The organism is Lacinutrix mariniflava (assembly GCF_001418015.1).
Lineage (GTDB): Bacteria > Bacteroidota > Bacteroidia > Flavobacteriales > Flavobacteriaceae > Lacinutrix > Lacinutrix mariniflava.
Genome location: NZ_LIQG01000017.1, coordinates 154,645 through 180,791, shown reverse-complemented (window position 1 = coordinate 180,791; position 26,147 = coordinate 154,645). Strand labels below are relative to the sequence as shown.

The following is a 26,147-nucleotide window of genomic DNA, read 5'->3' as shown; positions in this document are numbered from 1 at the left end:
TATTGATTACTCTTGAAATAGGACTGTTATAAGTTAAACTAATTATTTAGAGGCCTTTGGGTAATCAGTATATCCTTTTTCTCCTGTTGTGTAAAACGTATCTTGATCCCATTCTGCTAATTCCAAATTATTTTCAAAACGTTCTACTAAATCTGGATTAGAGATAAATGGCTTTCCGTAAGCTACTAAATCTGCCTCACCAGCTTCAATAATTTTATTTCCTTTGTCTTGATCAAACGCAGTGTTAATCATTAATGTTCCATTGTACAACGGTCTAAAATGCTTAGCGATTTCGGTTACTGCAAAAGGTACTTCAGAGACATCTGTAAACGGTTCAGATAAATGAACGTATGCTAAATTGTAATCGTTTAATTTTTTGATGATGTATTCAAACGTAGGAATAGTGTCTTCATCTAAAGTAATCCCAAACATACCATGTAATGATGGATTGAAACGAACACCTATTTTCTCTTGCGGAATAACAGCCTTAATAGCGTCTACAACTTCAAAGAAAAAACGTGCTCTGTTTTCAAAACTACCTCCATAATCGTCTGTTCTTTTGTTTGAACATCCATTAAAGAATTGCTGAAATAAATACCCATTAGAAGAATGAATTTCGACACCATCAAATCCTGCTTTTATAGCATTTGCTGCTGCATGCTGAAAATCTTTAACCGTAGTTTTTATATCTTCAATAGTCATTTCTTTAGGCGTTACAGTATCTTTAAAACCTTCTGAAGTAAATGATTTAGCGTTTGGGTTTAAGGCTGAAGCCGAAACTGGTAATTCGCCATTATGAAAATTTGGATGAGACATACGTCCAACGTGCCATAATTGAATAAAGATCTTACCTCCTTTATCGTGTACACGCTTGGTCACAGTTTTCCAACCTTCTACCTGTGCATCTGTATAAATGCCTGGCGTGTTAATATAACCTACAGCTTTTTCAGATACTTGAGATCCTTCTGTAATTAGTAATCCTGCAGATGCGCGTTGTTCGTAATACAAACCTTGTAAATCATCTGTTGCTACTTTTCCATCGTTATCAGCACGACTACGTGTCATAGGTGCCATAGCGACTCTGTTTTTAAGATTAAGGTTTTTGTTATATGGTGTTAATAAAGGTTGTGTGTTCATTTGATGTTTTGTAAATTGTTAAGACAAACAAAGTTACATGACTACTACACACATATCATTGACCTATATCAATTAAGATAGATTTAACTTTTTATCTGTTGTCGTACCCTACTTAAGTTTTCGGGTGAAACACCTAAATAATTAGCGATATCATAATTGGGCACTCTGTCTTCTATTAAAGGATACGAGCTACAGAATTCTAAATAGCGTTGCTGTGTGTTTTTTTCTTGCGAAGACAATATGCGTTTACTTTGTGAAATAAAAGCTTTTGTAATTAATATTCTAAAATACCGTTCGAAAATGGGTGCATCTTTATATAAATTTTCAAGACTATCGTAATTAATGGATAACAGCTGAGCATCTTCAATCGCTTCGATATATAATTTCGCAGGTGCTTGATTATAAAACGCTTCAAAATCCCCAATCCACCAATTTTCTACTGCAAACTGTATGATATGTCTGCTTCCTTTTTCGTCTATATAATAGGCTTTTAAACAACCTTTAATTACAAAATACTCGTTCTTAACTTTGGTACCTGGTTTTAATAAAAACTGGCCTTTAGAAACGGTGACTTCATTTAAAACAGCATTAAATATTCGCATATCATTCTCGGTTGGATTGATGTGTGTATTTATATGTTTTGTAATAGACTGATAGACCATAATACAAAGATGATATTTTCTATAACTAAACACTAATTTAACTCAACTTTGTCATTACATTACAAAATATTTCATAAGTTTGTAAATAATTATGAAGCAAATATTCCATAAGATAGTATCCTTTACGTTGGCTTTTGTAGTCTTATTTTCTACAATGTCATTCAGCTTTAGTATGCATTATTGTGGAGATACTTTAGTGGAAACTGCAATGTTTCATAAAGCAAAAGGTTGTGGAATGAAAATGGAAAAACCAGCATCTGATGGTTGCTCTATTACTAAAAAAAATTGCTGTAATGATGAACAGTTAGTGGTTGATGGTCAAGATGAATTACAAATTCAATTGGACAATATTTCTTTAAATCAACAACTATTTATTGCTTCATTTGTATTTACGTATTTAAATCTTTTTGAAGGTTTAGATAGCAATGTGTCTTCTTACGAAACATATGAACCACCACTCGTCAGAAAGGAAATATTCAAGCTAGACGAGACCTATTTAATCTGATTTTTTAAACAATAGACTGTATTATCCAGTGATTTATTTCATTAGGATGATTTCTTGTATTCGGTGTTTTTTTTAACGCCATTTTCTAATTGTTTAAATTTTAAATCTAATGCTAAATAGAAGCATCAAATTCTTAATAGAGAATAAAATCGTAGCCGTTTTATTACTTGTCCTTTTTGTAGGATGGGGAACTGTAAACGCACCTTTTAATTGGAATACTGGTTTTTTACCCAGTGATTCTGTGGCTGTAGATGCCATACCAGATATTGGTGAAAATCAACAAATTGTATTCACAAAGTGGGATGGTCGTTCTCCACAAGATATCGAAGACCAAATTACCTATCCTTTAACCACTTCCCTACTCGGTATTCCTGGAGTAAAAACCATCCGTAGTTCTTCTATGTTTGGCTTCTCTAGTATTTATATCATTTTTGAAGAAGACATCGAGTTTTATTGGAGCCGCAGTCGGATTTTAGAAAAATTAAATTCACTACCAAGCGGCTTGTTGCCAGAAGGTGTTAATCCTGCTTTAGGACCAGATGCTACAGGATTAGGTCAGATTTATTGGTATACTCTAGAGGGTAGAGATAAAGACGGAAATGTTACTGGTGGATGGGATTTACAAGAATTACGCAGTATTCAAGATTACTATGTAAAGTATGCATTATCGTCTGCAAGTGGTGTTTCAGAAGTAGCTTCAATTGGTGGTTATGTTCAGGAATATCAAGTAGATGTAAACCCTGAATTAATGCGTCAGTATAATATTGGTTTAAACCAAGTTGTAAAAGCGGTTAAAAGTAGCAATCAAGATATTGGTGCTCAAACCTTAGAAATCAATCAAGCTGAATATCTAGTACGTGGTTTAGGATATATAAAATCGGTAGAAGATATTGAAAATGCAGTGGTAACTTCTAAAGATTTTACAGCTATTAAAATTAAAGATATTGGTAAAGTTTCTTTAGGTCCAGCAGCACGACGTGGATTATTAGATAAAGAAGGCGCAGAAGTTGTTGGTGGTGTTGTAGTTGCTAGATATGGAGCAAATCCTATGGAAGTAATTACAAATGTAAAAGAAAAAATAGCGGAACTAAAAGGCGGTTTGCCTACTAAGGTATTGGCAGACGGACGAACATCTCAACTAACAGTGGTTCCTTTTTACGATCGTTCAGAATTAATTGTAGAAACCTTAGACACACTTACAGAAGCATTAACTCTAGAGATTTTAATTACCATTTTAGTAATTATTATAATGGTTTTTAATTTAAGAGCCTCTATTTTAATTTCAGGATTGTTACCGGTTGCTATTTTAATGGTGTTTGTGGCAATGAAACTATTCAATGTTGATGCAAATATTGTGGCACTTTCGGGTATTGCAATTGCTATTGGAACTATGGTAGATGTTGGCGTCATACTTGCCGAAAATATGATTCGCCATATTGATGAGGATGAAGTGAAGAGTGAAAAGTTAATAGTGAAAAGTGAAAATATCATTCCGACAGAGCAAGACACGAGCGATGAGGAATCTCATCAAACTAACAAGCTTTCCATAAACGAAATTATTTATAACGCTACCGCGGAAGTATCCGGAGCCATATTAACAGCGGTTTTAACAACCATTATTAGTTTTGTTCCTGTATTTACGATGGTGGGTGCAGAAGGGAAGTTGTTTAGACCTTTGGCCTTTACAAAAACAATGGCATTATCTGCTTCTTTAGTGATTGCTTTGTTTATAATTCCACCTTTGGCAGCTTTCTTATTCCGTAAAACAACGCTAAAAAAATCGTTTAAATACATTGTAAGTGGTGTTTTAATTCTTGCCGGACTTGCAATTGTAATAAGCGGTTATTGGTTAGGTCTTATAGTAGTAGCTTTCGGAATTGTGTCTTTTTTGAGTTTGTATTTTAATAAAACTGAAATAAATTTTTCGCTTTTCACTTTTCATTTTTCACTTTCAAAAAATCTTGTAAATATCATTATCTCTTCGGCAGCAATTGTATTTCTATTGGCTGAATATTGGAGACCTTTAGGTTTTAATCGTAGTATTTTTATCAACTTAATTTTTGTGGCTATTATTTGCTTCGGAATTTTAGGATTGTTCTCTATTTTTAGAAAATATTACGGACAAATTTTACAATGGGCTTTAGCGAATAAGATGTTGTTTTTAATAGTTCCAATCACCGTTCTTGTTTCTGGATTTTGGATTATGAACAACACCGGAAAAGAATTTATGCCTTCTTTAAATGAAGGATCTTTTCTACTGATGCCAACATCGTTACCACACTCTGGAGTTGAAGAAAACAAACGTGTGTTGCAGCAATTAGATATGGCAGTTGCTACCATTCCCGAAATTGAAACGGTAGTAGGTAAATCTGGTAGAACAGAATCTGCTTTAGATCCAGCTCCTTTATCGATGTACGAAAACATGATTCAGTATAAATCTGAATACATGCGTAATTCCGAAGGAAAAAGACAGCGTTATAAAATAAATGCCGATGGTTTGTTTGAATTGAAAACGAATGTCATTCCGACAGCGCAAAGAACGAGTGACGAGGAATCTCATATAGACCATAATAACGACGCAAAACGTTTTGTTACTTCAGGCACATCAATTAAAGCAAACCAACTTATCGAAGACAGCGACGGAGAATTCTACCGAAACTGGCGATCAGAAATTAAGAATCCAGATGATATTTGGAAAGAAATTATAAAAGTCACCAAATTACCAGGCGTTACATCTGCACCTAAATTACAGCCTATAGAAACCCGCTTAGTCATGCTACAAACAGGTATGCGTGCACCTATGGGAATTAAAGTAAAAGGACAAGATTTAAAACAAATTGAAGCTTTTGGACTAGAACTCGAAAGTCTTTTAAAACAAGCGGAAGGCGTTAAAGTAGAAGCTGTTTTTGCCGATAGAATTGTTGGTAAACCGTATTTATTGATTGATATTGATAGAGAAAAAATAGCACGATATGGAATTTCAATCGAAGATGTACAGAGTGTGCTAAAAGTTGCAATTGGTGGTATGTCCTTAACACAAACTGTGGAAGGGCGAGAACGATATGGAGTTCGTGTACGTTACCCAAGAGAATTACGTGGCAATCCAGAAGACATTAAAGACATTTATATTCCTGTAGAAAAAGGGAGTCCTGTGCCTTTAAGTGAATTGGCAACGATTCGTTATGAACAAGGTCCGCAGGTAATTAAAAGTGAAGACACCTTTTTAGTTGGATATGTTTTGTTTGATAAAATTGACGGTTTTGCAGAAGTAGCTGTGGTAGAAAATGCACAAGCGTTATTTCAGCAGAAAATAGATTCAGGAGCATTAATTGTTCCTAAAGGAATCAGTTATAAGTTTACAGGAACGTATGAAAATCAATTACGAGCAGAAAAAACATTGGCTGTTGTGGTGCCTTTGGCGCTGGCTATCATCTTTTTAATCTTGTACTTTCAATTTAAATCAGTGACTACATCATTAATGGTGTTTACCGGAATTGCAGTGGCTTTTGCTGGTGGTTTTATTATGATTTGGTTATACGGACAAGATTGGTTTTTCAATTTTAGTTTCTTTGGTGAGAATATGCGGTATCTTTTCAATATGAAAACCATCAATTTAAGTGTGGCTGTTTGGGTTGGTTTTATTGCATTATTCGGAATTGCAACAGACGATGGTGTTGTAATGGCAACTTATCTTACACAAACTTTTGATCGTGAAAAACCTGCGGATAAAATGAGCATTAGAGCTTCTGCATTAGAAGCTGCTAAAAAACGAATTCGTCCTTGTTTAATGACGACGGTTACTACCATTTTAGCTTTGTTACCTGTTTTAACATCCACAGGAAAAGGAAGCGATATTATGATTCCGATGGCAATTCCAATTTTTGGAGGAATGGTGATTGATATCACTTCTTACTTTATTGTTCCGGTTTTATATAGCTGGAGAGAAGAGATGAAACTTAAAAGAGTGAAAAACTAAAAGTTATAAGTTAAAAGTTAAAAGTTATAAGTTATAAGTTAAAAGTTAAAAGTTTAAAGTTTAAAGTGAATAACTAAAAATATAAAATCATGGGAAAAAGTATATTAAAAGATAAAAGTTATGCCTTTGCTATTTTAATTGTGAAGTTATCTCAATTATTAGTTACAGAAAAAAAGGAATATGTTTTAAGTAAACAACTTTTAAGAAGTGGAACAGCTGTTGGTGCGTTAATTCGTGAAGCAGAATTTGCTCAGAGTAAAGCAGATTTTATTCACAAAATGAGCATTTCTCTAAAAGAAGCAAATGAGACATTGTATTGGATAGATTTATTAAAAGACACCAATTATATTGATATCCAACAATATAAAATTCATTATAATTTGAATAAAGAATTGGTCGCTATGTTAGTGAGTTCTATAAAAACAGCAAAATCTAAATTATAATGAAAAAGCATTTAAAAAAAATATCGCCTTTCAAGATTTTTAATTTTTTATCAGTCCATTTTAATATAAAGAGGATCGTTATTTTTAGTTTTTCACTTTTCACTATTCACTTTGTTAATGGTCAAGAACTAGAAACTTACATTAATAAGGCTTTAGAAAATAGTCCTGAAATTCAGAAATTCGAGTTGCAATATAACATTGCTTCAGAAAAAGTGAATGAAGTAAACACGTTGCCTAACACAGAATTTGCTGTTGGTTATTTTGTAAGTGAACCAGAAACCCGAACAGGACCACAACGTTTTAAAGTCTCTGCAAAACAAATGTTACCTTGGTTTAATACTATTTCGGCAAGAGAAAATTATGTAAATGCCTTGGCAGATGCAAAATATGAAGACATTGTTATTGCTAAACGAAAATTAATGGCTTCGGTTTCTCAATCGTATTATAATTTGTATGCTAATACCGCAAAACAAACTGTTTTAGTTGAAAACATAAAACTACTGGACACCTATGAAACATTAGCATTAACCTCTGTAGAAGTTGGCAAAGCATCAGCGGTAGATGTATTGCGTTTACAAATGAGAGAGAATGAAATGCAGCAATTATTGGAAGTATTAGGACAGCAATTTCTTGCTGAGCAAACAAAATTTAATAAGCTCTTAAACCGTGAGAAAGCTATTGCTGTAAAGGTTCTAAATGAGTTAAACTTACCTTCGGAAGATTTTGAAATCACTACTAAAAATTTAGAATTACATCCAGAATTATTGAAATATGATAAACTGTATCAATCTGTAGAAAAATCGGAGTTATTGAATCAGAAAGAAAGCAGTCCGCTGATTGGTTTTGGTCTAGATTATGTTAATATTGAAAAAAGACCAGACATGAGTTTTAGCGATAATGGAAAAGATATAGTTATGCCAATGGTATCGGTTTCTATTCCAATATTCAATAAAAAATACAAATCACAAACCAAGCAAAACGAGTTGAAACAACAAGAGATTGAGTCTCAAAAACAAGAACGCTTCAATAGCTTAGAAACGCTTTTAGACAAGGCTGTAAACGACCGGATTTCTGCAAGAATTAGTTATAATACACAGGTTAAAAATTTACAACAAGCTAAAGACGCAGAAACTATTTTAGTAAAAAGCTATGAAACAGGAACAATTGATTTTAATGATGTTTTGGATATTCAGGAACTACAATTAAAGTTTCAAATGAATCAGATTGAATCGATTAAAACATATTATTTACAAACAACAAATATTAATTATTTAACGCAGAAATAATGAAACATACATATCACATACACGGAATGACTTGTAACGGTTGTCGTGGACACGTAGAAGAAACACTTTCTAAAGTTAAAGGTGTTTCTAAAGCTACAGTTAATTTAGAAAAAGCAGAAGCTACAATAGAAATGGAATCTCATATTTCATTAGAAACCTTCCAAGAAGCTTTAAAAAATGATGGTGGCCGCTATAGTATTCATAAACCGGGAGAACATCATCATATAAAAGAAGTAAAAAAAGAGCTTCCGAAAGGAAAAGGCACAGGTACATTTTATTGTCCGATGCATTGCGAAGACGATAAAACGTACGATAAGGCAAGAGATTGTCCTGTCTGTGGAATGGATTTAGTAGAAGAACAAAATCTATCTATTAATACAGCAGAACAGTGGACTTGCCCAATGCATCCTGAAGTTGTAAAAGATGAACCTGGAGACTGCCCTATTTGCGGAATGGATTTAGTGCCTATGAAACCAGATCTTTCATCAGAAGAAAAAACATATAAAAAGATTGTAAAAAAGTTTTGGATTGCAGTCGCTTTTACCTTGCCAATATTTTTAATTGCCATGAGCGAAATGATTCCAAACAATCCATTATATACAATTTTGGAGCAAAAACAGTGGAATTGGGTTCAGTTAGCACTGTCTATTCCGGTTGTTTTTTATGCCACTTGGATGTTCTTTGAGCGTGCCTATAGAAGTATAAAAACATGGAATTTAAATATGTTTACACTTATAGGGATTGGTGCAGGTGTCTCTTGGTTATTTTCGGTATTCGGACTATTTTTTCCAGATGTTTTTCCTGCTCAATTTAAAACGGAATCAGGCGCTGTGCATGTTTATTTTGAAGCGGCAACTGTTATTTTAACATTGGTGCTTTTAGGGCAATTATTAGAAGCGCGTGCACATGGAAAAACGAATTCAGCCGTAAAAGAACTCTTAAAATTAGCACCTAATAAAGCGATAAAAATAGTAAACGGAGAAGATGTAGAAGTTACTATTGATAAAATTGAATTACATGATGTTTTAAAAGTAAAACCTGGTGATAAAATTCCTGTAGATGGTATTATAACTGAAGGAAATACAACGATTGATGAATCGATGATTTCTGGAGAACCGCTTCCGGTAGACAGATCTAAAGGCGATAAAGTAAGCGGAGGTACTATTAATGGCAATCAAGTTTTTTTAATGAAAGCAGAGAAAATTGGTAGCGATACGTTACTCTCTCAAATTATTAAAATGGTAAATGATGCTAGTAGAAGTCGCGCTCCAATTCAGAATTTAGCAGACAAAGTTTCTGGTTATTTTGTGCCTGTGGTGGTGCTTATTTCTTTAATAACATTTGCCGTTTGGGCTATTTATGGACCTGAACCTGTGTATGTATATGCTTTTGTAAATGCCATTGCCGTATTGATTATTGCGTGTCCTTGTGCATTAGGTTTAGCAACGCCAATGTCTATAATGGTTGGTGTTGGTAAAGGAGCTCAAAATGGTGTCTTAGTTAAAAATGCAGAAGCTTTAGAACGAATGGCTAAAGTAGATACTTTAATTATTGATAAAACAGGAACTATTACCGAAGGAAAACCAACCGTAGAAAAAGCGGCTGCGTTTAATGCTATTTTAAGTGATGCAGCAGTGTTGCAATACATTGTGTCTTTAAATAAAAATAGTGAACATCCTTTAGCCGAAGCTACTGTAAAATATGGTGAAGAGCAAAACACGGAAGTTTTAAAATCGGAAGAATTTAGTGCTGTTACAGGAAAAGGTGTGGAAGCGACTATCAACAGTAAAAAAGTAGCTTTAGGAAATCCTAAAATGATGAATTATGTAAATGCTGAAATCACCCCTAAAATGGAGCAAGAAGCTAAAACGTATCAGAAACAAGGGAAGACGGTTTCCTTTTTATCAGTAGATAAAAAAGTTGTTGGTTATGTGGTTATTGGTGATAAAATTAAAGCAACAAGCGCAAAAGCAATAAAAGCGCTTCAAGATAGAGGCGTTTCGGTAATAATGTTAACGGGAGATAATTTTGATACCGCACAAGCTGTAGCTACCGAATTGAATCTTGCCGATTTTAAAGCAAGTATGTTACCCGAAAATAAATTGCAAGAAGTAACCAAATTACAAGAGCAGGGAAAAGTAGTTGCGATGGCTGGAGACGGAATTAATGACGCGCCTGCATTGGCTAAAAGTGATGTTGGTATTGCCATGGGAACGGGTACAGATGTAGCAATTGAAAGTGCTATGATTACTTTGGTAAAAGGAGATTTACATGGTATTGTAAAAGCGCAGCATTTAAGTGAAGCTGTTATGAAAAATATTAAACAAAACTTATTTTTCGCGCTGTTTTATAACACATTAGGCATACCAATTGCAGCAGGAGTTTTGTTTCCTTTTTTCGGAATTTTGTTATCTCCTATGATTGCTGCTTTGGCTATGAGCTTTAGTTCGGTTACAGTAATTGCAAATGCTTTACGTTTAAGAAATATTAAAATATAAATTATAAGATAAATTAACCTGCAAGGTATTGCTGACAAAGGAAGCTTCCTTGTAGGTTTAAAAAAACATAGAAACTTATGAAAAAATATAGTGTTTATATAGGTTTAATAGCTCTTGGACTACTTTTAGGCTGGATGCTTTTTGGAGGGAATTCAAATACAGAAGAAATACACAAGCACGATGCTGTAGCAGAAACAAACCAAATGTGGACCTGCTCCATGCATCCACAAATTATGCAATCAGAAGCAGGCGACTGTCCTATTTGTGGAATGGATTTAATTCCGGCAGAAAGTAGTGCAGAAGGTTTGATGGCAGATCAATTTAAGCTTTCAGAAAACGCGATGGCATTAGCCAACATACAAACCACAATCGTAGGAGAAAATAGTTCTGATGTTGATACAGGTTTTGTTTTATCAGGAAAAATTACAGAAAATGAGAATGAAACTGCTACCATGCCAGCACATTTTGATGGTAGAATAGAAAAATTGTACATAAACTCGTTAGGAGAACGCGTTACAAAAGGACAAGCAATTGCTCAAATATATTCGCCAGATTTAATTGCTGCACAGCAAGAACTAATTACAGCCTATAAGTTAAAAGCATCACAGCCACAATTGTATACTGCGGTTAGGAATAAATTTAAAAATTGGAGGATTCATGGGACACAATTAGATCAAGTCGAGCAAACAGGACAGGTAAAAAATAGTTTCACCATTTTCTCACATGTATCAGGTGTTGTTACCGAAATCACGATAAATAAAGGATCTCATATCATGGATGGAAAACCAATTTTTAAAGTATCTAATCTAAATTCGGTTTGGGCAAATTTTGATGTTTATGAAAATCAAATAAGCCAATTTAAAAAAGGCCAAGATATTGTGGTAACAACTAACGCTTATCCTGATAAATCATTTAAAGGAAAGGTCGATTTTATAGACCCAATTTTAAACACACAAACAAGAACTGTAAAATTAAGGGTAGTTTTAAATAATAAAAATGAACTTTTTAAACCAGGAATGTTTGTTGAAGGAAAAATTAAAGGTATTGTTTCTTCAAATAAAGAAAAGGTATTAATAATTCCAGCGTCGGCTATTTTGTGGACAGGAAAGCGCTCTGTAGTGTATATAAAAGCAAATGCAAATGAATCTATTTTTGAAATGAGAGAAATTACATTAGGCAATCGAATAAATAATAATTATCAAGTTTTAGAAGGTTTAAACAATGGTGATGAAATTGTAACAAATGGAACTTTCACGGTTGATGCAGCTGCACAATTGCAAGGCAAAAAATCGATGATGAATAGAGCAGATACCTCAGAATCCAAACCAAGTATGGAATCAATGAAAATGACATTCCCTGTTCATTTTCATAAAGAATTTAAAGAAACACTTTCTATTTACCTGAATATGAAAGATGCTTTTATTGCAAGCGATGGGAATACCGTTTCTGGTTTTGCTGCTACTATGCATCAGAAAGCACAAAATTTAAATATCACAAGTTTAGGTAAAATGGAGTTAGCCCATTTTAATAAAATTTTAGCGATGCTAAAGGTTATTTCCGAAACTAAAGAAATAGAAAACCAACGAGAACATTTTGTTATACTCAATGAAAATATTGTAGTAATCGTTATGAATATAGAGGATTTCAATACCACATTATATGTTCAAAAATGCCCAATGGCAAACAATAATAATGGTGCTATGTGGTTGAGTACGGAAAAAGATATCCGAAATCCGTATTATGGAGAGACAATGATGACCTGCGGTAGCATCATTGAAGAAATTAATTAATTAATTAATTAATTAATAATAACATTAAAAACGAATATAGGATGACAAGAAAAAAGAAATTAAATATAATTAGTGTTCTACTTGCTTTAACAGCAATAGCGATGCTTGGTATTGGTGTTATAATGAAAATTCCAGCTCCAGCTTTAACAGGTGTAGGATTTTTATTAATAGTATGGGCTTTACAAGTAATTAAATAACGAATACATAAATTTTTAAACAATGAAGAAAATAGTTTTAAGTCTAGCTGTAATAGCTACAATGGGTTTAACAAGTTGTAAAAACGAAACCAAACAACAAACAGAAACAACAACTACCGAAGTATCTAACGAAATGGCAATGGCAGATATTTCCTTTGGTGTAAGAGGTAATTGTGGCATGTGTAAAAGCACAATAGAAAAAGCTGCTAATAAAGTTGAAGGAGTCGTTAGCGCAACTTGGGATGTAGAGAAAAAAAAGATAGATGTTTCTTTTGACGATACAAAAACAAATGCAATGGCTATTCATAATGCAATTGGAGCATCAGGCTATGATACTGAAAAAGTTAAAGGCAGTGAAGATGCTTATAACGGACTACCTAATTGTTGTAAATATGAACACGATATGGCGATGAATCAAACTGGTACATTAGAAGAATAGTGCTTTTCGAATAGAATGATTAATATTTAAAAGCCTATTAAAACACTTGTTTTTAATAGGCTTTTTTTTATAATAGCATAGAATTAGCGAGCTCTATTGTTTCCTTAGTTGACCTCTAACTAGAAGCTGTTTTTCTACTAATTTTCGTAAATAACTATATTCAGTTACTAGGTCTGTTGCAACTACTATAAACATATCATAAAAGATAATTCTTTTGTTATAATCTATTAAAGTCTAAAACTAAAAATACCAATCCTCAAGATGTTATGAAATAATACCTTAAACCGTTTTAATATGAAGAATCCGAAGTATCTTTGTAAAATAAATTAAGACTGAAGAAAAGTATCAAATAATGATAATTGTAATAGCTCCCGAAAATGACGTTCCAAACGAAATTGAGATTCTAAATCAGTTATTTCAAGAAGGTTTAGAATACTATCATTTAAGAAAACCGAATAAAGACTATAAAGCACACTGTGATTATTTAAATAAAATTGATAAACAGTACCATAACAAAATAATTGTACACTTTCATCATGAGTTAATTAATGACTTTGATTTAAAAGGGATTCATTTTCAAGAACAAAAAAGAATTGATAATATAGACAACCCAGGTCGTTACTTTAAAAATCTTAATCTCTTTGGAAAAACAATAAGCTCGTCTTTTCATGAGTTAAAAGATCTTGAAGATTGTTATTTTGAATTCGATTATCATTTACTAAGTCCTGTATTTTCATCGATATCGAAAGAAGGTTATAGTGGTCGTGGTTTTGATGTTAATGGTATTGATAAAATAATTATTGGTATGGGAGGCGTTTCAGTAGATAATCTATCAGATTTTGATACATTAGGTTTTAATGGTGTTGGTGTTTTAGGTGGTATTTGGAACAGTGATACTCCTGTAGCTGTTTTCAAAAAAATGAAACTTCACTTTAAATAATTTAAGTAAAATTCTAACAATACAATAACAAGACACTAAAACATGATTATACCAAAATTACATTATATAGCTGAAGGAGAATCATCAAAAATCATTCTTGAAAATATACAAAAAGCATGTACTTCTGGTGCTGAATTGGTACGACTTGGTATGAAAAACGCTTCAGAAAAAAAGGTTTTAAAAATAGCAAAAGAAGCTATAAAAATCACCACCCATTATCAAACAAGGTTAATAATTAGTGGTTTTTATAAAGTAGCAAAAGAGATTAAAGCAGATGGCGTCTATCTAGAAAAAACAGACTCCTGTCCTATTCTTGTAAGAAAGCATTTATTCTCTTGGCAAAGTATTGGAGGAACAGCAAATACTTTAGCCGATTGTGAAACATTATTAGATAAAGAAATTGACTATATAAATTTAGGTCCTTTTAGAGACACAGGTAATAAAGACAATTTAGATCCTGTTTTAGGCTTAAAAGGTTATACTGCAATTACAGATGTGTTAAAAACTCCTAAACCAATTCTTGGATTTGGAGGCATAACTTTAGAAGATGTTACCGATTTACTAAAAGCAGATATTTCTGGTATTGCTGTATCTAGAGCAATTACTCAAGATTTTGATAGTATAAAAACATTTAACAAACTATTAAATGCATCTTCTACACAAGAGCAACGCCATACATTTGAGTAACAAATTAATTTAACTCCTTCATAATCTCGGCAAATAATTTATAAGAAAGTATTCTGTCTTTAATATCATAAATATTAGTGACCGCAATAAGTTCGTCTGCTTTAGTTTGCGCCATAAATTCTTTTACTTGCGCTTTTACTGTGGCTTTACTTCCTATAAACGAATACTTAAGCATTTGATGTACTTGAGGATTTTGCATCACTTGCTTTAACTCACTAGTCATATCCATTGCAGGTTGTACATAATCGCGCTTACCTGTAAATATACCAACAATCATCCTAATTAAGGAAGTCGATAAACGCTGTGCTTCTTCATCGGTTTCAGCAATTATAATATTTACACCTACAATTGTATATGGTTTTTGCAAAATATTTGAAGGCTTGAATTCTCTACGATAAATAGCCAATGCATCCCATAAATGCGTTGTTGCGAAATGACTAGCAAAAGCATAAGGCAGTCCTTTTTTCGCTGCTAAATGTGCACTGTCTGTACTAGAACCTAAAATATAGATTGGCACCTCTACTCCTTCTGCTACCGTAGCACGTACTTTAGAAGTAGCATTATCTGTAGAAAAATAGTTTTGTATTTTTTCTAATTCGTTAGGAAAAGAATGCGCTGCTTGCATGAAATCCGAACGTATCGCTTGAGCGGTCTCTCTATCTGTGCCTGGTGCTCTCCCAAGGCCCAAATCGATTCTATTAGGATACAAAGATCCTAGCGTCCCAAACTGTTCTGCAACAATTAATGGAGAGTGATTGGGCAACATAATTCCACCAGAACCAATACGCAAAGTGTTAGTACCTTGAGCAACATAACCAATTAAAACAGAGGTTGCACTACTACCAATGTTTTTTGAATTATGATGTTCTGCCAACCAATAGCGTGTGTAACCAAAAGCTTCGGCTTGTTGTGCCAATTCTAGCGCGTTATTATAAGTTTGTTTTAATGTATGATCTTGCGATACTAAAGCAAGATCTAATATAGAGTAAGCTGTTTTTTGAGTTTCCATAATTAACAATTATCAATTGTAATATTCACTTTTAATAGTACAAAGTTACACAACGTGATATCCTTTTATTACAATGATTTGTTAATTCTATTTGCTAAAAACATCTTAGTTTTAACGCTATGTTTAGACAAAAATAATGAACAAAAAAAAGTGCTATCATATTAACTATGATAGCACGATTTATAAAAAGTAAATTGAATTTACTTAGCAGTAATGTTTATAGTTAACTCTACTCTTCTGTTTGCTGCTCTTCCAGCTTCCGTATTATTAGGAGCTACAGGTTCAGTCTCTCCTTTACCAGAAATAGAAATTAAACTATTAGCTATGTTTTTAGAAGTAAGGTAATCTTTAATAGCTTGTGCTCTAACTAAAGACAATTTGTAGTTATAGTCATTACTACCTCTACTATCTGCATGACCTTGAATAGAAATATCAAAGTTAGACTTGTCTGCTATAATATTAGCCGCTATTTCATCTAATATAGATTTAGCATTTTCATCAAGCTTAGAGCTATCATAGTTAAAATATACTTTTCTTTGTCCAACAACTGCTGGAACAACAGTTACAACTGGTGCAGGTTCAACAACTTTTACTGGGCAACCATTATCAGTTCCTTTTACTTTAGGACAATTATCTTTATTATCTGGAAAACCATCTCCATCTGTATCAGGACATCCACCAAACTCAACAAGACCTCTTACTTCTGGACATAAATCGTCTTTATCTGTAACACCATCACCATCCGTATCAGGACAACCACCAAGGCTAACTAAACCAAAAGTATCTGGACATAAATCGAATTCATTTGGTACAGTATCTCCATCTCTATCGTTAGAAACTTTTTCTTTACCATTTCCAATTTTATAAACTAAACCTAAGTTATGATCGAAATGTTTAGGTAAGTAATCTTCAAAAGAATGCTTGTAAGTTGTTTGTAAGTTCACTCCTAATCTATCGTTAATCCAGTATTTAACACCTACAGATCCATTTGCTGTACCTGCTCCAACTAAATTATCTGTTCCTTCTTTAGTAGAAAATGTATTAAATGGACCTTCTTCAATCCAAGTATAACCTCCACCTACTGCAATAAAAGGTTGTAATCTCCCTTTACCAAAACTATAATTTACCATACCGTCAAGACCGTAATACTTAAGGTTATCAACTAATACACTTTCATCTGCACTACCTAAATCTCCCCATTTACTTAGTTCGTTTAAACTACCTTTTGCAGTTATAGATAAGTTATCTGTAAGACTTCTTGTAACACCTACATAAAATCCGAAATTCCAGTGATCGTTAAGGTTTACAAATTCATCAAAATAGTCACCTTGTGGTGCGTTTTCTCCAACAGGATAAACATCTACAGCACTTAAACCTGTTTCAAAAGACCAACGGCTATTATTTTTCTCTGGCGTCTTTGTTTCAACTCCATTTTGCTCATCTTTAGCAAGCTTGTAAACTATACCTAAATTGTGATTCCAATGTTTAGGCAAGTAATCTTCAAAAGAATGTTTGTAAGTTGTTTGAAGATTAACTCCAAAATTATCACTTACCCAATACTTAACACCTACAGATCCATTTGCAGTACCTGCACCTACTAAACTGTTAGATGTGCTAGAAAATGTATTAAAAGGACCTTCTTCAATCCAAGTATAACCACCACCAACAGCAATAAATGGTTGTAATTTACCTTGACCAAAACTGTAATTAATCATACCATCAAGACCGTAGTACTTAAGGTTATCTACTAATACGCTTTCATCTGCTTGACCTAAATCTCCCCATTTACTTATTTCATTTACAGTACCTCTTGCACTTATAGATAAGTTTTTAGTAAGACTTCTTGTAGCTCCAACATAAAAACCTAAGTTATAATGGTCGTTAAGATTAAGGAATTCGTCGAAATATTCACCTTGAGGTGCATTTTCTCCAACAGGATAAAGGTCTACTGCACTTAAACCAGCTTCAAAAGACCAACGATTAGAATTAACTTCTTGTGAAAAAGATAATTGTGTAGATAACGCTAATAATAACGTTAATGTAAAAATTTTGTAATAATGTTTCATAAAACTTAATAATTGTATTTAATAATTTCTTCCTTTTAATAATTTTTTTTAAGGTTTGCGAAATAACAATTTATATTAGTAAGAAATGACTTATATCGATTATAATTGAGACGCTAAAAATCATGGCTAACACAACGTATTTATTGATTTAATACAACTAAGTTAATTCTCTTATCAATTCCGTGATTTCTATAATTTATATTGGTTTTAATTTTAAATTTTATGAATTTATTTACGACTTAAACAATCTATAAATTCATGTTAAATTTTCAATTTATCTATCAATAAAAATCTTGAATGTTATAAAACACTCATTTTAAATATTTACACTAGAATTCATGTAAAATTAAACTTTTGTTAAAAAAAAGAATGAACGTTCATTTTTACATACCTTTGTACCATCAAAACAAAGACATGAAACTAATTTGGAACATTTTAAAAGTACTCCTAGCTGTATTTATGATATATGCAGGTAGTCAGCATTTTATAAATCCAGACTTTTTTAAGCCTTTTGTTCCGGATGTATTGGTTTTCAAAACCGCCATCATTTATGGGTCAGGGATTTTAGAAGTTGCTTTGGGTGTCTTATTACTTATTCCAAAATTTGCTAGCAAAGCAGCTTTAGCAATTTTCGTTTTAATGCTTCTTTTTCTACCAATTCACGTTTGGGATGTTTTTTCAGATACTCCAGCAATTGGAAGTCACCAAGCCGCATTAATAAGATTACCTATTCAGTTAGTGTTAATAGCGCTGTCTTTTAAATTATATAAAACAAACGCGTAATGGCAAAACTTCAAAAAAGTATTGATAAACGTAACGCATTGATTAAAGCGACTATCGAGTTGGTAAACAACAACGGGTTTCACGCGACACCAATGAGTAAAATAGCAAAGATGGCTAACGTCTCTCCTGCTACTATTTATCTGTATTTTGAAAACAAACAAGATTTAGTTAATAAGACTTACGTCGAAGTTAAAGCCGAATACACAAAATATGCGTTTGAAAAATTTGATCCAAATATGCCTGTAGAAGCTGGTTTTGAATTGATTTGGAAACGTATCGCAGATTTCAAGCTTAAAGAGTGCGACAATGCCTTATTTTTAGCGCAATGTGATAATACACCAATGATTGACGAAGATAGTAGGCAAGAAGGTATAAAGCACCTCCAACCACTTTTAGATCTTTGGGAACGTGGCAGACAGGAAGGGATTATAAAACCCTTATCAGATTATATTTTATATGCGTATGCCATAAATCCATTATCATTTTTAATGATGACCGAAAAACGTGGCGCCTTTAAATTAGATCAAACACATTTAGACGAAGCCTATCAATCTGCTTGGAGCAGTATAAAAGTTTGTAGTTAAAATGAATAAAACAGCAATCATATTAGGTGCGACCGGTTTAACTGGTGGTCTTTTACTTCAAAAGTTAATTGAAGACACGGACTACTCTAGCATAAAATTGTTCTCGCGCTCAAAAATCGAAGGTTTACCAACTAAAGTCACGCAATATATTGGTGATTTGTTGGATTTAGAACAGTTTAAAGCAGATTTTACAGCACACCAAGTCTTTTGTTGCATTGGTACAACTGCTAGTAAAACCCCAAACAAATCGGTTTATAAAAAAATTGATTACGGAATTCCGGTAACTGCAGCCAAGCTAGCAAAAGCTAACGGTATTGATACGTTTGTCGTGATTTCGTCAATGGGTGCTAATGCTAATAGTTCAATATTTTACAATAAAACTAAAGGTGAAATGGAACGCGATGTCAAACAACAAAACATCAGCCGTACCTTTATTTTAAGACCTTCATTAATTGGTGGACAACGCGAAGAGCGTCGTACGTTAGAAAAAATCGGCTTAGCCATTTTTAAAGTGCTTCAGCCATTATTTATAGGCAAATTAAAACAATATAAAATCACAGAACCTGATCATATCGCGCAAGCCATGATCAATCTGGCCAATAGTACAAGTTTTGCCGAAGTCATTATTACTTCAACAGATATAAAAAGAATTACTAAAAACAATTAAAAAAATAAATTGACCCTATGGAATTATTAGACAAATTAAACTGGAGGTACGCTGCAAAAGCAATGAATGGTGAGAAAGTAGCAGAAGATAAAGTAGAACGCATTTTAGAAGCTGCACGTTTAGCACCTACTTCTAGTGGTTTGCAACCTTTTGAAATTTTTGTAGTAAAAAACCAAGATATTAAAGAAAAAATTAAGCCAGTAGCATGGAACCAATCTGTAATTACAGACTGTTCTCACCTATTAGTATTTGCTGCATGGGATACTTACACACCAGAACGTATTAACCATATGTTTGATTTAACTAACGAGATTCGTGGTTTTGAAAACGAAGGATGGGAAAATTACCGTCAAATGTTATTAGGTATGTATCCTCAAAAAGACCCAGAAGAAAACTTTAATCACGCTGCAAAACAAGCTTACATCGCTTTTACAGAAGCATTAACAGCTGCAGCTTTTGAAGGTGTAGATGCAACACCATTAGAAGGTTTTGAACCAGATGCGGTAGATAAAATTTTAGGCTTACGCGAAAAAGGATTACGTAGTGCTGTAATGTTACCTATTGGTTATAGAAAAGAAGATGAAGATTGGTTAGTAAACTTAGTAAAAGTTAGAAAACCAATGTCAGAATTAGTAACTGTAATTGACTAAAAACTATTATGAGAAAGACCATTTTATTAAATAACAGACCTGTGGGAAAACCTACAGTTTCAAATTTCGAATTTATTACTGAAGACTCTGAGTTAAAACTATCTGAAGGCGATGTGCTTTTGGAAGCTGCTTACGTTTCAGTTGATCCTTATTTAAGAGGACGTATGAGCGATGCAAAATCGTATGTACCTCCTTTTCAATTAAATCAGCCAGTACATTCTGGAGTAGTTGCCAAAGTAATTGCGTCTAAAAACGACAAATTTTCTGAAGGCGATTATGTATCTGGTATGTTAAATTGGTCTACTCAACAAATCTCAAATGGCGAGGGTTTAAATAAAGTAGACGGATCTAAAGCGCCATTAAGCACTTACTTAGGTGTTTTAGGCATGACAGGATTAACTGCATATTTAGGTTTAACTCAGATAGGTAAACCCGTTAAAGGTGAGACTATTGTAGTTTCTGGTGCTGCAGGAGCTGTTGGTAGTGTTGTTGGTCAAATAGCAAAACTATTAGGCCTTCATGTTATTGGAATTGCTGGAACTGATGAGAAGATTGACATGCTAAAAGACAAATTTGGTTTTGATGCAGGTATCAATTATAACACAAGTAAGGATATTGATGCAGACCTAAAAAAATTAGCGCCAAACGGTGTCGATATTTATTTTGATAATGTCGGAGGTCCAATATCTGATGCTGTATTTTTTAACATAAACCATTTTGCAAGAATCATTATTTGTGGTGCAATATCTGTTTATAACGAAACTGAATTACCTAAAAGTATTAGTGTACAACCATTTTTAGTAAAAAACAGTGCATTAATGCAAGGGTTTATTGTCTCAAATTATGCTGATAAATTTCCAGAAGCAATGCAAAAATTATCGACTTGGTTGGCTGATGGTCAATTAAAATATACTGAAACTATTGTGGAAGGTTTTGACAATATCCCAACCGCTTTTATCGATTTATTTGAAGGTAAAAACAAAGGGAAAATGATTGTCAAAATTTAAACAACTGCCTTTTGTCTCATTAAGTAGACTTTAAAGATGAATATTAAAAAGAAATAAGAACGAATTAAAAAGAAAAGAAGATGAACAATTTTGAATTTAAAAATCCAACCAAAATTATTTTTGGAAAGGATACGATAGAAAAAGTAAAAGAAGAAATTCCTCAAGACGCTAAAGTATTATTACTTTACGGTGGCGGAAGTATTAAGAAAAACGGGATATACGACCAAGTAAAAACAGCTTTGGCTAATGTTGATGTTGTTGAGTTTGGCGGTATTCCTGCAAACCCAGAGTACGCGACTTTAATGGAAGCGTTACAAGTTATAAAAGACCAAAATATTACGTATTTACTAGCTGTTGGTGGTGGTTCTGTAATTGACGGAACTAAGTTTTTATCTGCTGCTGCAGTATATGACGGTGATACACCTTGGGATATCTTAACAAAAAGTATCAGAACTGAAAAAGGAATGCCTTTCGGAACTGTTTTAACATTACCAGCAACAGGATCTGAAATGAATTCTGGTGCAGTAATTACAAGAGCAGAAACTAAAGAAAAGCTTGCTATGGGTGGACCTGGTTTATTTCCTGAATTTTCAATATTAGATCCTCAAGTTATAACATCTATTCCACAACGTCAATTAGCAAATGGATTAATGGATTCTTTTACGCACGTTTTAGAACAATACATGACGTATCCAATTGGTGCATTATTACAAGACCGTTTTGCAGAGAGTATTTTACAAACTTTAGTAGAAGTTGCTCCAACAGTACTAAAAGATCCAACGGATTATCAAGCAGCCTCTAACTTTATGTGGAGTTGCACAATGGCGTTAAACGGATTAATACAAAAAGGAGTACCTGGAGATTGGGCAGTACACATGATGGGTCATGAGTTAACAGCGTTATTTGGTATTGATCACGCGCGTACTTTAGCAGTAATTGCACCAAGTCATTACAAATATAATTTTGAAGCTAAAAAAGAAAAATTAGCACAATATGCTGAGCGTATTTGGAATATTACCGAAGGTAGTACTGAAGACAAAGCATATGCTGCAATTGAAAAAACTGAAGCTTTTTTCCATCAGTTAGGTATCGACACTAAACTGTCTGATTACACTAAAGATTACGAAGGTACTGCAGAAGAAATTGCAAAACGTTTTAAAGCAAGAGGTTGGAAATTAGGAGAGCGTCAAGCTTTAATGCCAGAAGATGCAGAAAAAATAGTAAAAATGGCTTATTAAATATAAACGTCACAATGGGTGTGGTTGAACTGCTATAATGGCAAAATTTTAAGGGTCTTCGGCTGCACTCAAAATGACAAAAGTATTTAAAGTTAAAAAGAATATATTACATTAATTGTCAGATTGGGCACAGTCGATATGCTATCGAAGCATAAGTGTTAAGGTTTTCAACTGTGCTCAAAATGGCATAATTAGTCAAAAACAATTGACCAATATTTAAATGAATTTAATAAAAACATTAGCATTAACGCTAACAATAGTAACAGCTTCAAGCTGTAACAACAAAACAAATAAAACAACCTCTGAAAAAGTTTCAGAAGTTAAAACAGAACAAAAAAAGAAAAAACTATGAAAGTATTATTTGTATTAACATCTCACGATAAATTAGGAGACACAGGAAAGAAAACAGGATTTTGGGTTGAAGAATTTGCTAGCCCATATTACTCATTATTAGACAAAGGTGCTGAAATTACTATCGCTACTCCAAAAGGAGGTGCTGCACCAATAGATCCAAGTAGTGATTCTCCGGATGCTGCTACAGAAGCTACAGATCGTTTTAATAAAGACGATGCTGCAAAAGCTAAAATTGCAAACACTAATAAATTATCAGATATTAATGCTGACGATTTTGATGCTGTATTTTACCCAGGAGGTCACGGACCATTATGGGATTTAGCAAACGATGAAACTTCTATTGCGTTAATCGAGAAATTTAACTCTCAAGAAAAGCCAGTTGCATTTGTATGTCACGCGCCTGCAGCATTAAAAGATGTAAAAGGAACGGATGGAAAACCATTAGTAAATGGTAAAAAAGTAACAGGATTTACAAATACTGAAGAAGCAGCTGTTGGATTAACAGATGTTGTACCATTTTTAGTTGAAGATATGTTAGCTAAAAACGGTGGTGTTTATTCTAAAAAAGAAGACTGGGCAGCTTACGCTATTCAAGATGGTAATTTAATTACTGGCCAAAATCCAGCATCTTCTGAGTTAGTTGCAGAAAAGTTATTAGCAAGCTTAAAATAAGCTTCAATTTATATACTAGTAAAAAAGGTTGTCCAAATTGGACAACCTTTTCTTATTTCTGCTAAATACAGATTGTATTCATTTAAATCTCTTTATCTATTACACATAAAAAAGGCTTTATGCACAACACAAAGCCTTAAAACCGCTATCAATCAGTTTAATTAAATGCTAAAATTAGCTAGGGAAAAATAAAATTATTAATGTCTTCTGTTTTTATTTCTGGGTTTGCACCTTCACTGCCTGCAACTAAAGCACCAATAGCACATGCGAAATTTATGGCTTCTTGTGGATCATCACCATTAATTAATTTACTAATTAATGTTGCTAAAAACGAATCTCCGGCACCAACAGTATCTACAACTTCAATTTGATAACCACTATTATAATAGTAAGTATCGTTATACAGTAAAATAGCTCCGTGCCTTCCTTTTGTAACACAAATAGTTTCGGTTTTGGTTTGCTCTGCAATAAACTTCATGTTTTGTTCTAAAGAATGTGTTTTAGAATTTACCATTCCTCCTATTTCGAAAATCTCATCATCATTAAATTTAATGAAATTTGCCTCATTCATTAAGTGATTTAAAACATCTATAGTATAATATGGCTCTCTTAAATTAACATCGAATATTTTATATTTTGCTAGTTTTAAAAGTTCATATAAAGTATCTCTTGAAGTATCGTCTCTTGCTACTAAACTTCCGTAGATAAAAGCATCTGCTTGATTTGTTGCTTTTTTAGTATTCTCATTTATTTGAATATTATCCCATGCACGAGGAAATTTAATATCATAAGAAGCCGATCCTTTTTGATTAAGCATGACTTTTACTTTTCCTGTTTTAAATTTTTCATCAACTTGTAAATTATCAATATTTACACCATGATCTTCAATATATGCTTCTATTTTCTTTCCTTTTTTGTCATTTCCTATGCTACTAATAATAGAGACATTGTTGTTTAATGATTGTAACCTTAAAGCAACGTTTAGAGGCGCACCTCCTATTTTTTTATGTGTTGGAAAAACATCCCATAGTACTTCGCCAAAGCAAACTATATTTTTCATTTAAATTTCGTTTAAAACATTACTATTAATATCCATTACAGATTTTTCAACTCCATTGGCAACAATATTTTTGTATGCATTGGTATATGCCGCTACAAAAGTTTTATCGTTTTTAAGTTGACCAAAAATAGATTCTATTTCTAAAAATACTTTTGGATTATTTACTGCCATTTTTGCTTTTTCATTTAATTGCAATTCCATAGCATCTTTAATTATTAAAGACTTACCGTTTTCATCGTTTCCTAAACTATAAATTGCCCAAGCAGCAACTATAAAAGCAGCTAATTCTACAGTACCATTACCTATTAATTGTGCATTAACAGTTGGTAAAACAAAAATTGGGAACTTAGCAGAACTCTCTGAACAAATACGATCTATTTGGTCTTTAATGTTTATGTTTCCAAATCTTTCTAATAAAGAATGCTTGTACTCCTTTAAGTTAATACTATCTAAATCGCCTAAAGTTGGTGTAACTTCAGTATCCATATAGTTATTTAAAAAAGCACTTATATTAGGATTATTAACGGCTTCATCTATGGTAGAATATCCTACTAATGCTCCAAGAATACCTAATACAGAATGCCCTGCATTTAATAGACTAAGCTTCATTTTTTCGTAAGGTTCTACATTTTCAACAAATTGAGCTCCAACAGTTTCCCAAGCCGGTCTTCCTGCAATAAAATCGTCTTCAATAACCCATTGTTTAAATGGTTCGCAAACTACTGGCCAAGCATCATGTACTCCCGTAGTTTTAATTAAATTTAATATATCGTTAGGTGCTGTTGCTGGTGTAATTCTGTCTACCATTGCATTTGGAAAAGACACATTAGATTCTATCCATGCCATTAAACTAGGTTCTGCTTTACCAACATAACTAAGTAACATTGTTTTAGTCATGTGTCCATTGCCCTGAATATTATCGCAAGATTGGATAGTTACACCATTTAAACCACGTTCTTTTCTTAATTTTAACGCTTGTGTTAAATAACCAAAAATCGTTTTTGGTGCTTCAGGATAATCTAAATCATGTTGAATTAAAGAGTTACCAAAATCGAATGCTTTTGTAGCCTCATTGTAATTATAACCACCTTCTGTAATGGTTAATGATATAATTTTAACTTCAGGACTTGCCATTTTTTCGACAACAGCAGTTGGATTTTCTGGAGCATACAAATACTCTACTACAGAACCAATAACACGATTAGTATGTGTACCATCTAGTTCTTTAACAATTAAAGTATAAAGGCCATTTTGCTCTTTTAATGTATTATAAATTCTGGTATCAAAATTTAATAATGCAATACCACAAATTCCCCAATCTGTAATAGATTGATCGTGCAATAATTGATCTGTATAAAAAGCTTCGTGCGATCTATGAAAACCACCAATACCAACATGTACAATACCTGTTTTAATTTTAGTTCTATCGTATTGAGGTATTGTAATTCTTTCAGAAATACTAGAAAGATTTTCAGAATTTAATTTGTAATTTTTCAT

24 protein-coding genes are annotated in these 26,147 nt (G+C 32.9%); 18 read left to right on the top strand and 6 right to left on the bottom strand.

Annotated elements, in window-relative coordinates:
- Positions 1 to 42: 42 nt before the first annotated feature.
- Together ASC44_RS02220 and ASC44_RS02215 are read right to left on the bottom strand one after the other, a co-directional pair.
- On the bottom strand, positions 43 to 1,137 hold the full coding sequence (locus ASC44_RS02220; RefSeq protein ID WP_055445992.1) for an alkene reductase: 1,095 nt from the start codon (positions 1,135 to 1,137) through the stop codon (positions 43 to 45).
- A gap of 83 nt (positions 1,138 to 1,220) precedes the next feature.
- On the bottom strand, positions 1,221 to 1,799 hold the full coding sequence (locus ASC44_RS02215) for a Crp/Fnr family transcriptional regulator (RefSeq protein WP_055445991.1): 579 nt from the start codon (positions 1,797 to 1,799) through the stop codon (positions 1,221 to 1,223).
- 91 nt (positions 1,800 to 1,890) lie between these two features.
- Here ASC44_RS02215 and ASC44_RS02210 point away from each other — a divergent pair, with 91 nt between their 5' ends.
- From ASC44_RS02210 to ASC44_RS02170, 10 genes are all read left to right on the top strand, one after another.
- Entirely contained in the window at positions 1,891 to 2,304 is a 414-nt protein-coding gene (locus tag ASC44_RS02210) for an HYC_CC_PP family protein (protein ID WP_055445990.1), read from the top strand.
- 109 nt (positions 2,305 to 2,413) lie between these two features.
- The gene (locus ASC44_RS02205) at positions 2,414 to 6,280 is read left to right on the top strand and encodes an efflux RND transporter permease subunit (RefSeq protein WP_055445989.1); all 3,867 of its coding nucleotides are present in this window, start codon (positions 2,414 to 2,416) and stop codon (positions 6,278 to 6,280) included.
- Between the two features lie 89 nt (positions 6,281 to 6,369).
- A complete protein-coding gene (locus ASC44_RS02200; protein ID WP_055445988.1) occupies positions 6,370 to 6,723 on the top strand; it encodes a four helix bundle protein in 354 nt (117 codons plus the stop codon).
- Positions 6,723 to 8,009, top strand: coding sequence for a TolC family protein (locus ASC44_RS02195; RefSeq protein WP_083476224.1), 1,287 nt, complete (start codon positions 6,723 to 6,725; stop codon positions 8,007 to 8,009). The genes ASC44_RS02200 and ASC44_RS02195 overlap by 1 nt, the downstream gene beginning before the upstream one ends.
- Positions 8,009 to 10,507 (top strand): heavy metal translocating P-type ATPase, encoded by a 2,499-nt coding sequence (locus ASC44_RS02190; RefSeq protein WP_055445987.1) that lies wholly within the window; start codon positions 8,009 to 8,011, stop codon positions 10,505 to 10,507. Before ASC44_RS02195 ends, ASC44_RS02190 begins: the two co-directional genes overlap by 1 nt.
- Before the next feature lie 77 nt (positions 10,508 to 10,584).
- On the top strand, positions 10,585 to 12,297 hold the full coding sequence (locus tag ASC44_RS02185) for an efflux RND transporter periplasmic adaptor subunit (RefSeq protein WP_055445986.1): 1,713 nt from the start codon (positions 10,585 to 10,587) through the stop codon (positions 12,295 to 12,297).
- Positions 12,298 to 12,338: 41 nt separating this feature from the next.
- Positions 12,339 to 12,494 (top strand): hypothetical protein, encoded by a 156-nt coding sequence (locus ASC44_RS18160; RefSeq protein ID WP_169787486.1) that lies wholly within the window; start codon positions 12,339 to 12,341, stop codon positions 12,492 to 12,494.
- A gap of 22 nt (positions 12,495 to 12,516) precedes the next feature.
- Complete coding sequence (locus ASC44_RS02180) at positions 12,517 to 12,933, top strand: heavy-metal-associated domain-containing protein (protein ID WP_055445985.1); 417 nt, start codon at positions 12,517 to 12,519, stop codon at positions 12,931 to 12,933.
- 352 nt (positions 12,934 to 13,285) lie between these two features.
- Positions 13,286 to 13,873: a thiamine phosphate synthase gene (locus tag ASC44_RS02175; RefSeq protein ID WP_055445984.1), complete on the top strand. Its 588-nt coding sequence runs from the start codon at positions 13,286 to 13,288 to the stop codon at positions 13,871 to 13,873.
- Between the two features lie 42 nt (positions 13,874 to 13,915).
- Positions 13,916 to 14,560 (top strand): thiamine phosphate synthase, encoded by a 645-nt coding sequence (locus ASC44_RS02170; RefSeq protein WP_055445983.1) that lies wholly within the window; start codon positions 13,916 to 13,918, stop codon positions 14,558 to 14,560.
- Between the two features lie 4 nt (positions 14,561 to 14,564).
- On the opposite strand, the gene ASC44_RS02165 is transcribed toward ASC44_RS02170, so the two are convergent.
- Both ASC44_RS02165 and ASC44_RS02160 read right to left on the bottom strand, forming a co-directional pair.
- Positions 14,565 to 15,569 carry an LLM class flavin-dependent oxidoreductase gene (locus ASC44_RS02165; RefSeq protein WP_055446077.1) on the bottom strand — a complete coding sequence of 335 codons (1,005 nt, stop codon included), beginning with the start codon at positions 15,567 to 15,569 and terminating at the stop codon, positions 14,565 to 14,567.
- A gap of 200 nt (positions 15,570 to 15,769) precedes the next feature.
- Complete coding sequence (locus tag ASC44_RS02160) at positions 15,770 to 17,635, bottom strand: OmpA family protein (protein ID WP_055445982.1); 1,866 nt, start codon at positions 17,633 to 17,635, stop codon at positions 15,770 to 15,772.
- 414 nt (positions 17,636 to 18,049) lie between these two features.
- On the opposite strand from ASC44_RS02160, the gene ASC44_RS02155 reads away from it, so the two are divergent.
- The 8 genes from ASC44_RS02155 (at position 18,050) to ASC44_RS02125 (ending at position 23,590) form a co-directional block, all read left to right on the top strand.
- The gene (locus ASC44_RS02155; protein WP_055445981.1) at positions 18,050 to 18,418 is read left to right on the top strand and encodes a DoxX family protein; all 369 of its coding nucleotides are present in this window, start codon (positions 18,050 to 18,052) and stop codon (positions 18,416 to 18,418) included.
- Complete coding sequence (locus ASC44_RS02150; RefSeq protein ID WP_055445980.1) at positions 18,418 to 19,002, top strand: TetR/AcrR family transcriptional regulator; 585 nt, start codon at positions 18,418 to 18,420, stop codon at positions 19,000 to 19,002. Before ASC44_RS02155 ends, ASC44_RS02150 begins: the two co-directional genes overlap by 1 nt.
- A gap of 1 nt (position 19,003) precedes the next feature.
- Complete coding sequence (locus tag ASC44_RS02145; protein ID WP_055445979.1) at positions 19,004 to 19,669, top strand: NAD(P)H-binding protein; 666 nt, start codon at positions 19,004 to 19,006, stop codon at positions 19,667 to 19,669.
- Between the two features lie 17 nt (positions 19,670 to 19,686).
- Positions 19,687 to 20,319: an NAD(P)H-dependent oxidoreductase gene (locus tag ASC44_RS02140; RefSeq protein WP_055445978.1), complete on the top strand. Its 633-nt coding sequence runs from the start codon at positions 19,687 to 19,689 to the stop codon at positions 20,317 to 20,319.
- An 8-nt stretch (positions 20,320 to 20,327) separates the two neighbouring features.
- Positions 20,328 to 21,326 carry an NADP-dependent oxidoreductase gene (locus ASC44_RS02135; RefSeq protein ID WP_055445977.1) on the top strand — a complete coding sequence of 333 codons (999 nt, stop codon included), beginning with the start codon at positions 20,328 to 20,330 and terminating at the stop codon, positions 21,324 to 21,326.
- Positions 21,327 to 21,406: 80 nt separating this feature from the next.
- Positions 21,407 to 22,564 (top strand): iron-containing alcohol dehydrogenase, encoded by a 1,158-nt coding sequence (locus ASC44_RS02130; protein ID WP_055445976.1) that lies wholly within the window; start codon positions 21,407 to 21,409, stop codon positions 22,562 to 22,564.
- A 220-nt stretch (positions 22,565 to 22,784) separates the two neighbouring features.
- Positions 22,785 to 22,916, top strand: a complete 132-nt coding sequence (locus ASC44_RS18420) for a hypothetical protein (protein WP_275044191.1) — start codon at positions 22,785 to 22,787, stop codon at positions 22,914 to 22,916.
- Positions 22,913 to 23,590 (top strand): type 1 glutamine amidotransferase domain-containing protein, encoded by a 678-nt coding sequence (locus tag ASC44_RS02125; RefSeq protein ID WP_055445975.1) that lies wholly within the window; start codon positions 22,913 to 22,915, stop codon positions 23,588 to 23,590. The genes ASC44_RS18420 and ASC44_RS02125 overlap by 4 nt, the downstream gene beginning before the upstream one ends.
- 178 nt (positions 23,591 to 23,768) lie before the next feature.
- On the opposite strand, the gene ASC44_RS02120 is transcribed toward ASC44_RS02125, so the two are convergent.
- Both ASC44_RS02120 and ASC44_RS02115 read right to left on the bottom strand, forming a co-directional pair.
- On the bottom strand, positions 23,769 to 24,650 hold the full coding sequence (locus tag ASC44_RS02120) for a carbohydrate kinase family protein (RefSeq protein ID WP_055445974.1): 882 nt from the start codon (positions 24,648 to 24,650) through the stop codon (positions 23,769 to 23,771).
- On the bottom strand, positions 24,651 to 26,147 hold the full coding sequence (locus ASC44_RS02115) for a mannitol dehydrogenase family protein (protein WP_055445973.1): 1,497 nt from the start codon (positions 26,145 to 26,147) through the stop codon (positions 24,651 to 24,653). It abuts the gene before it with no gap.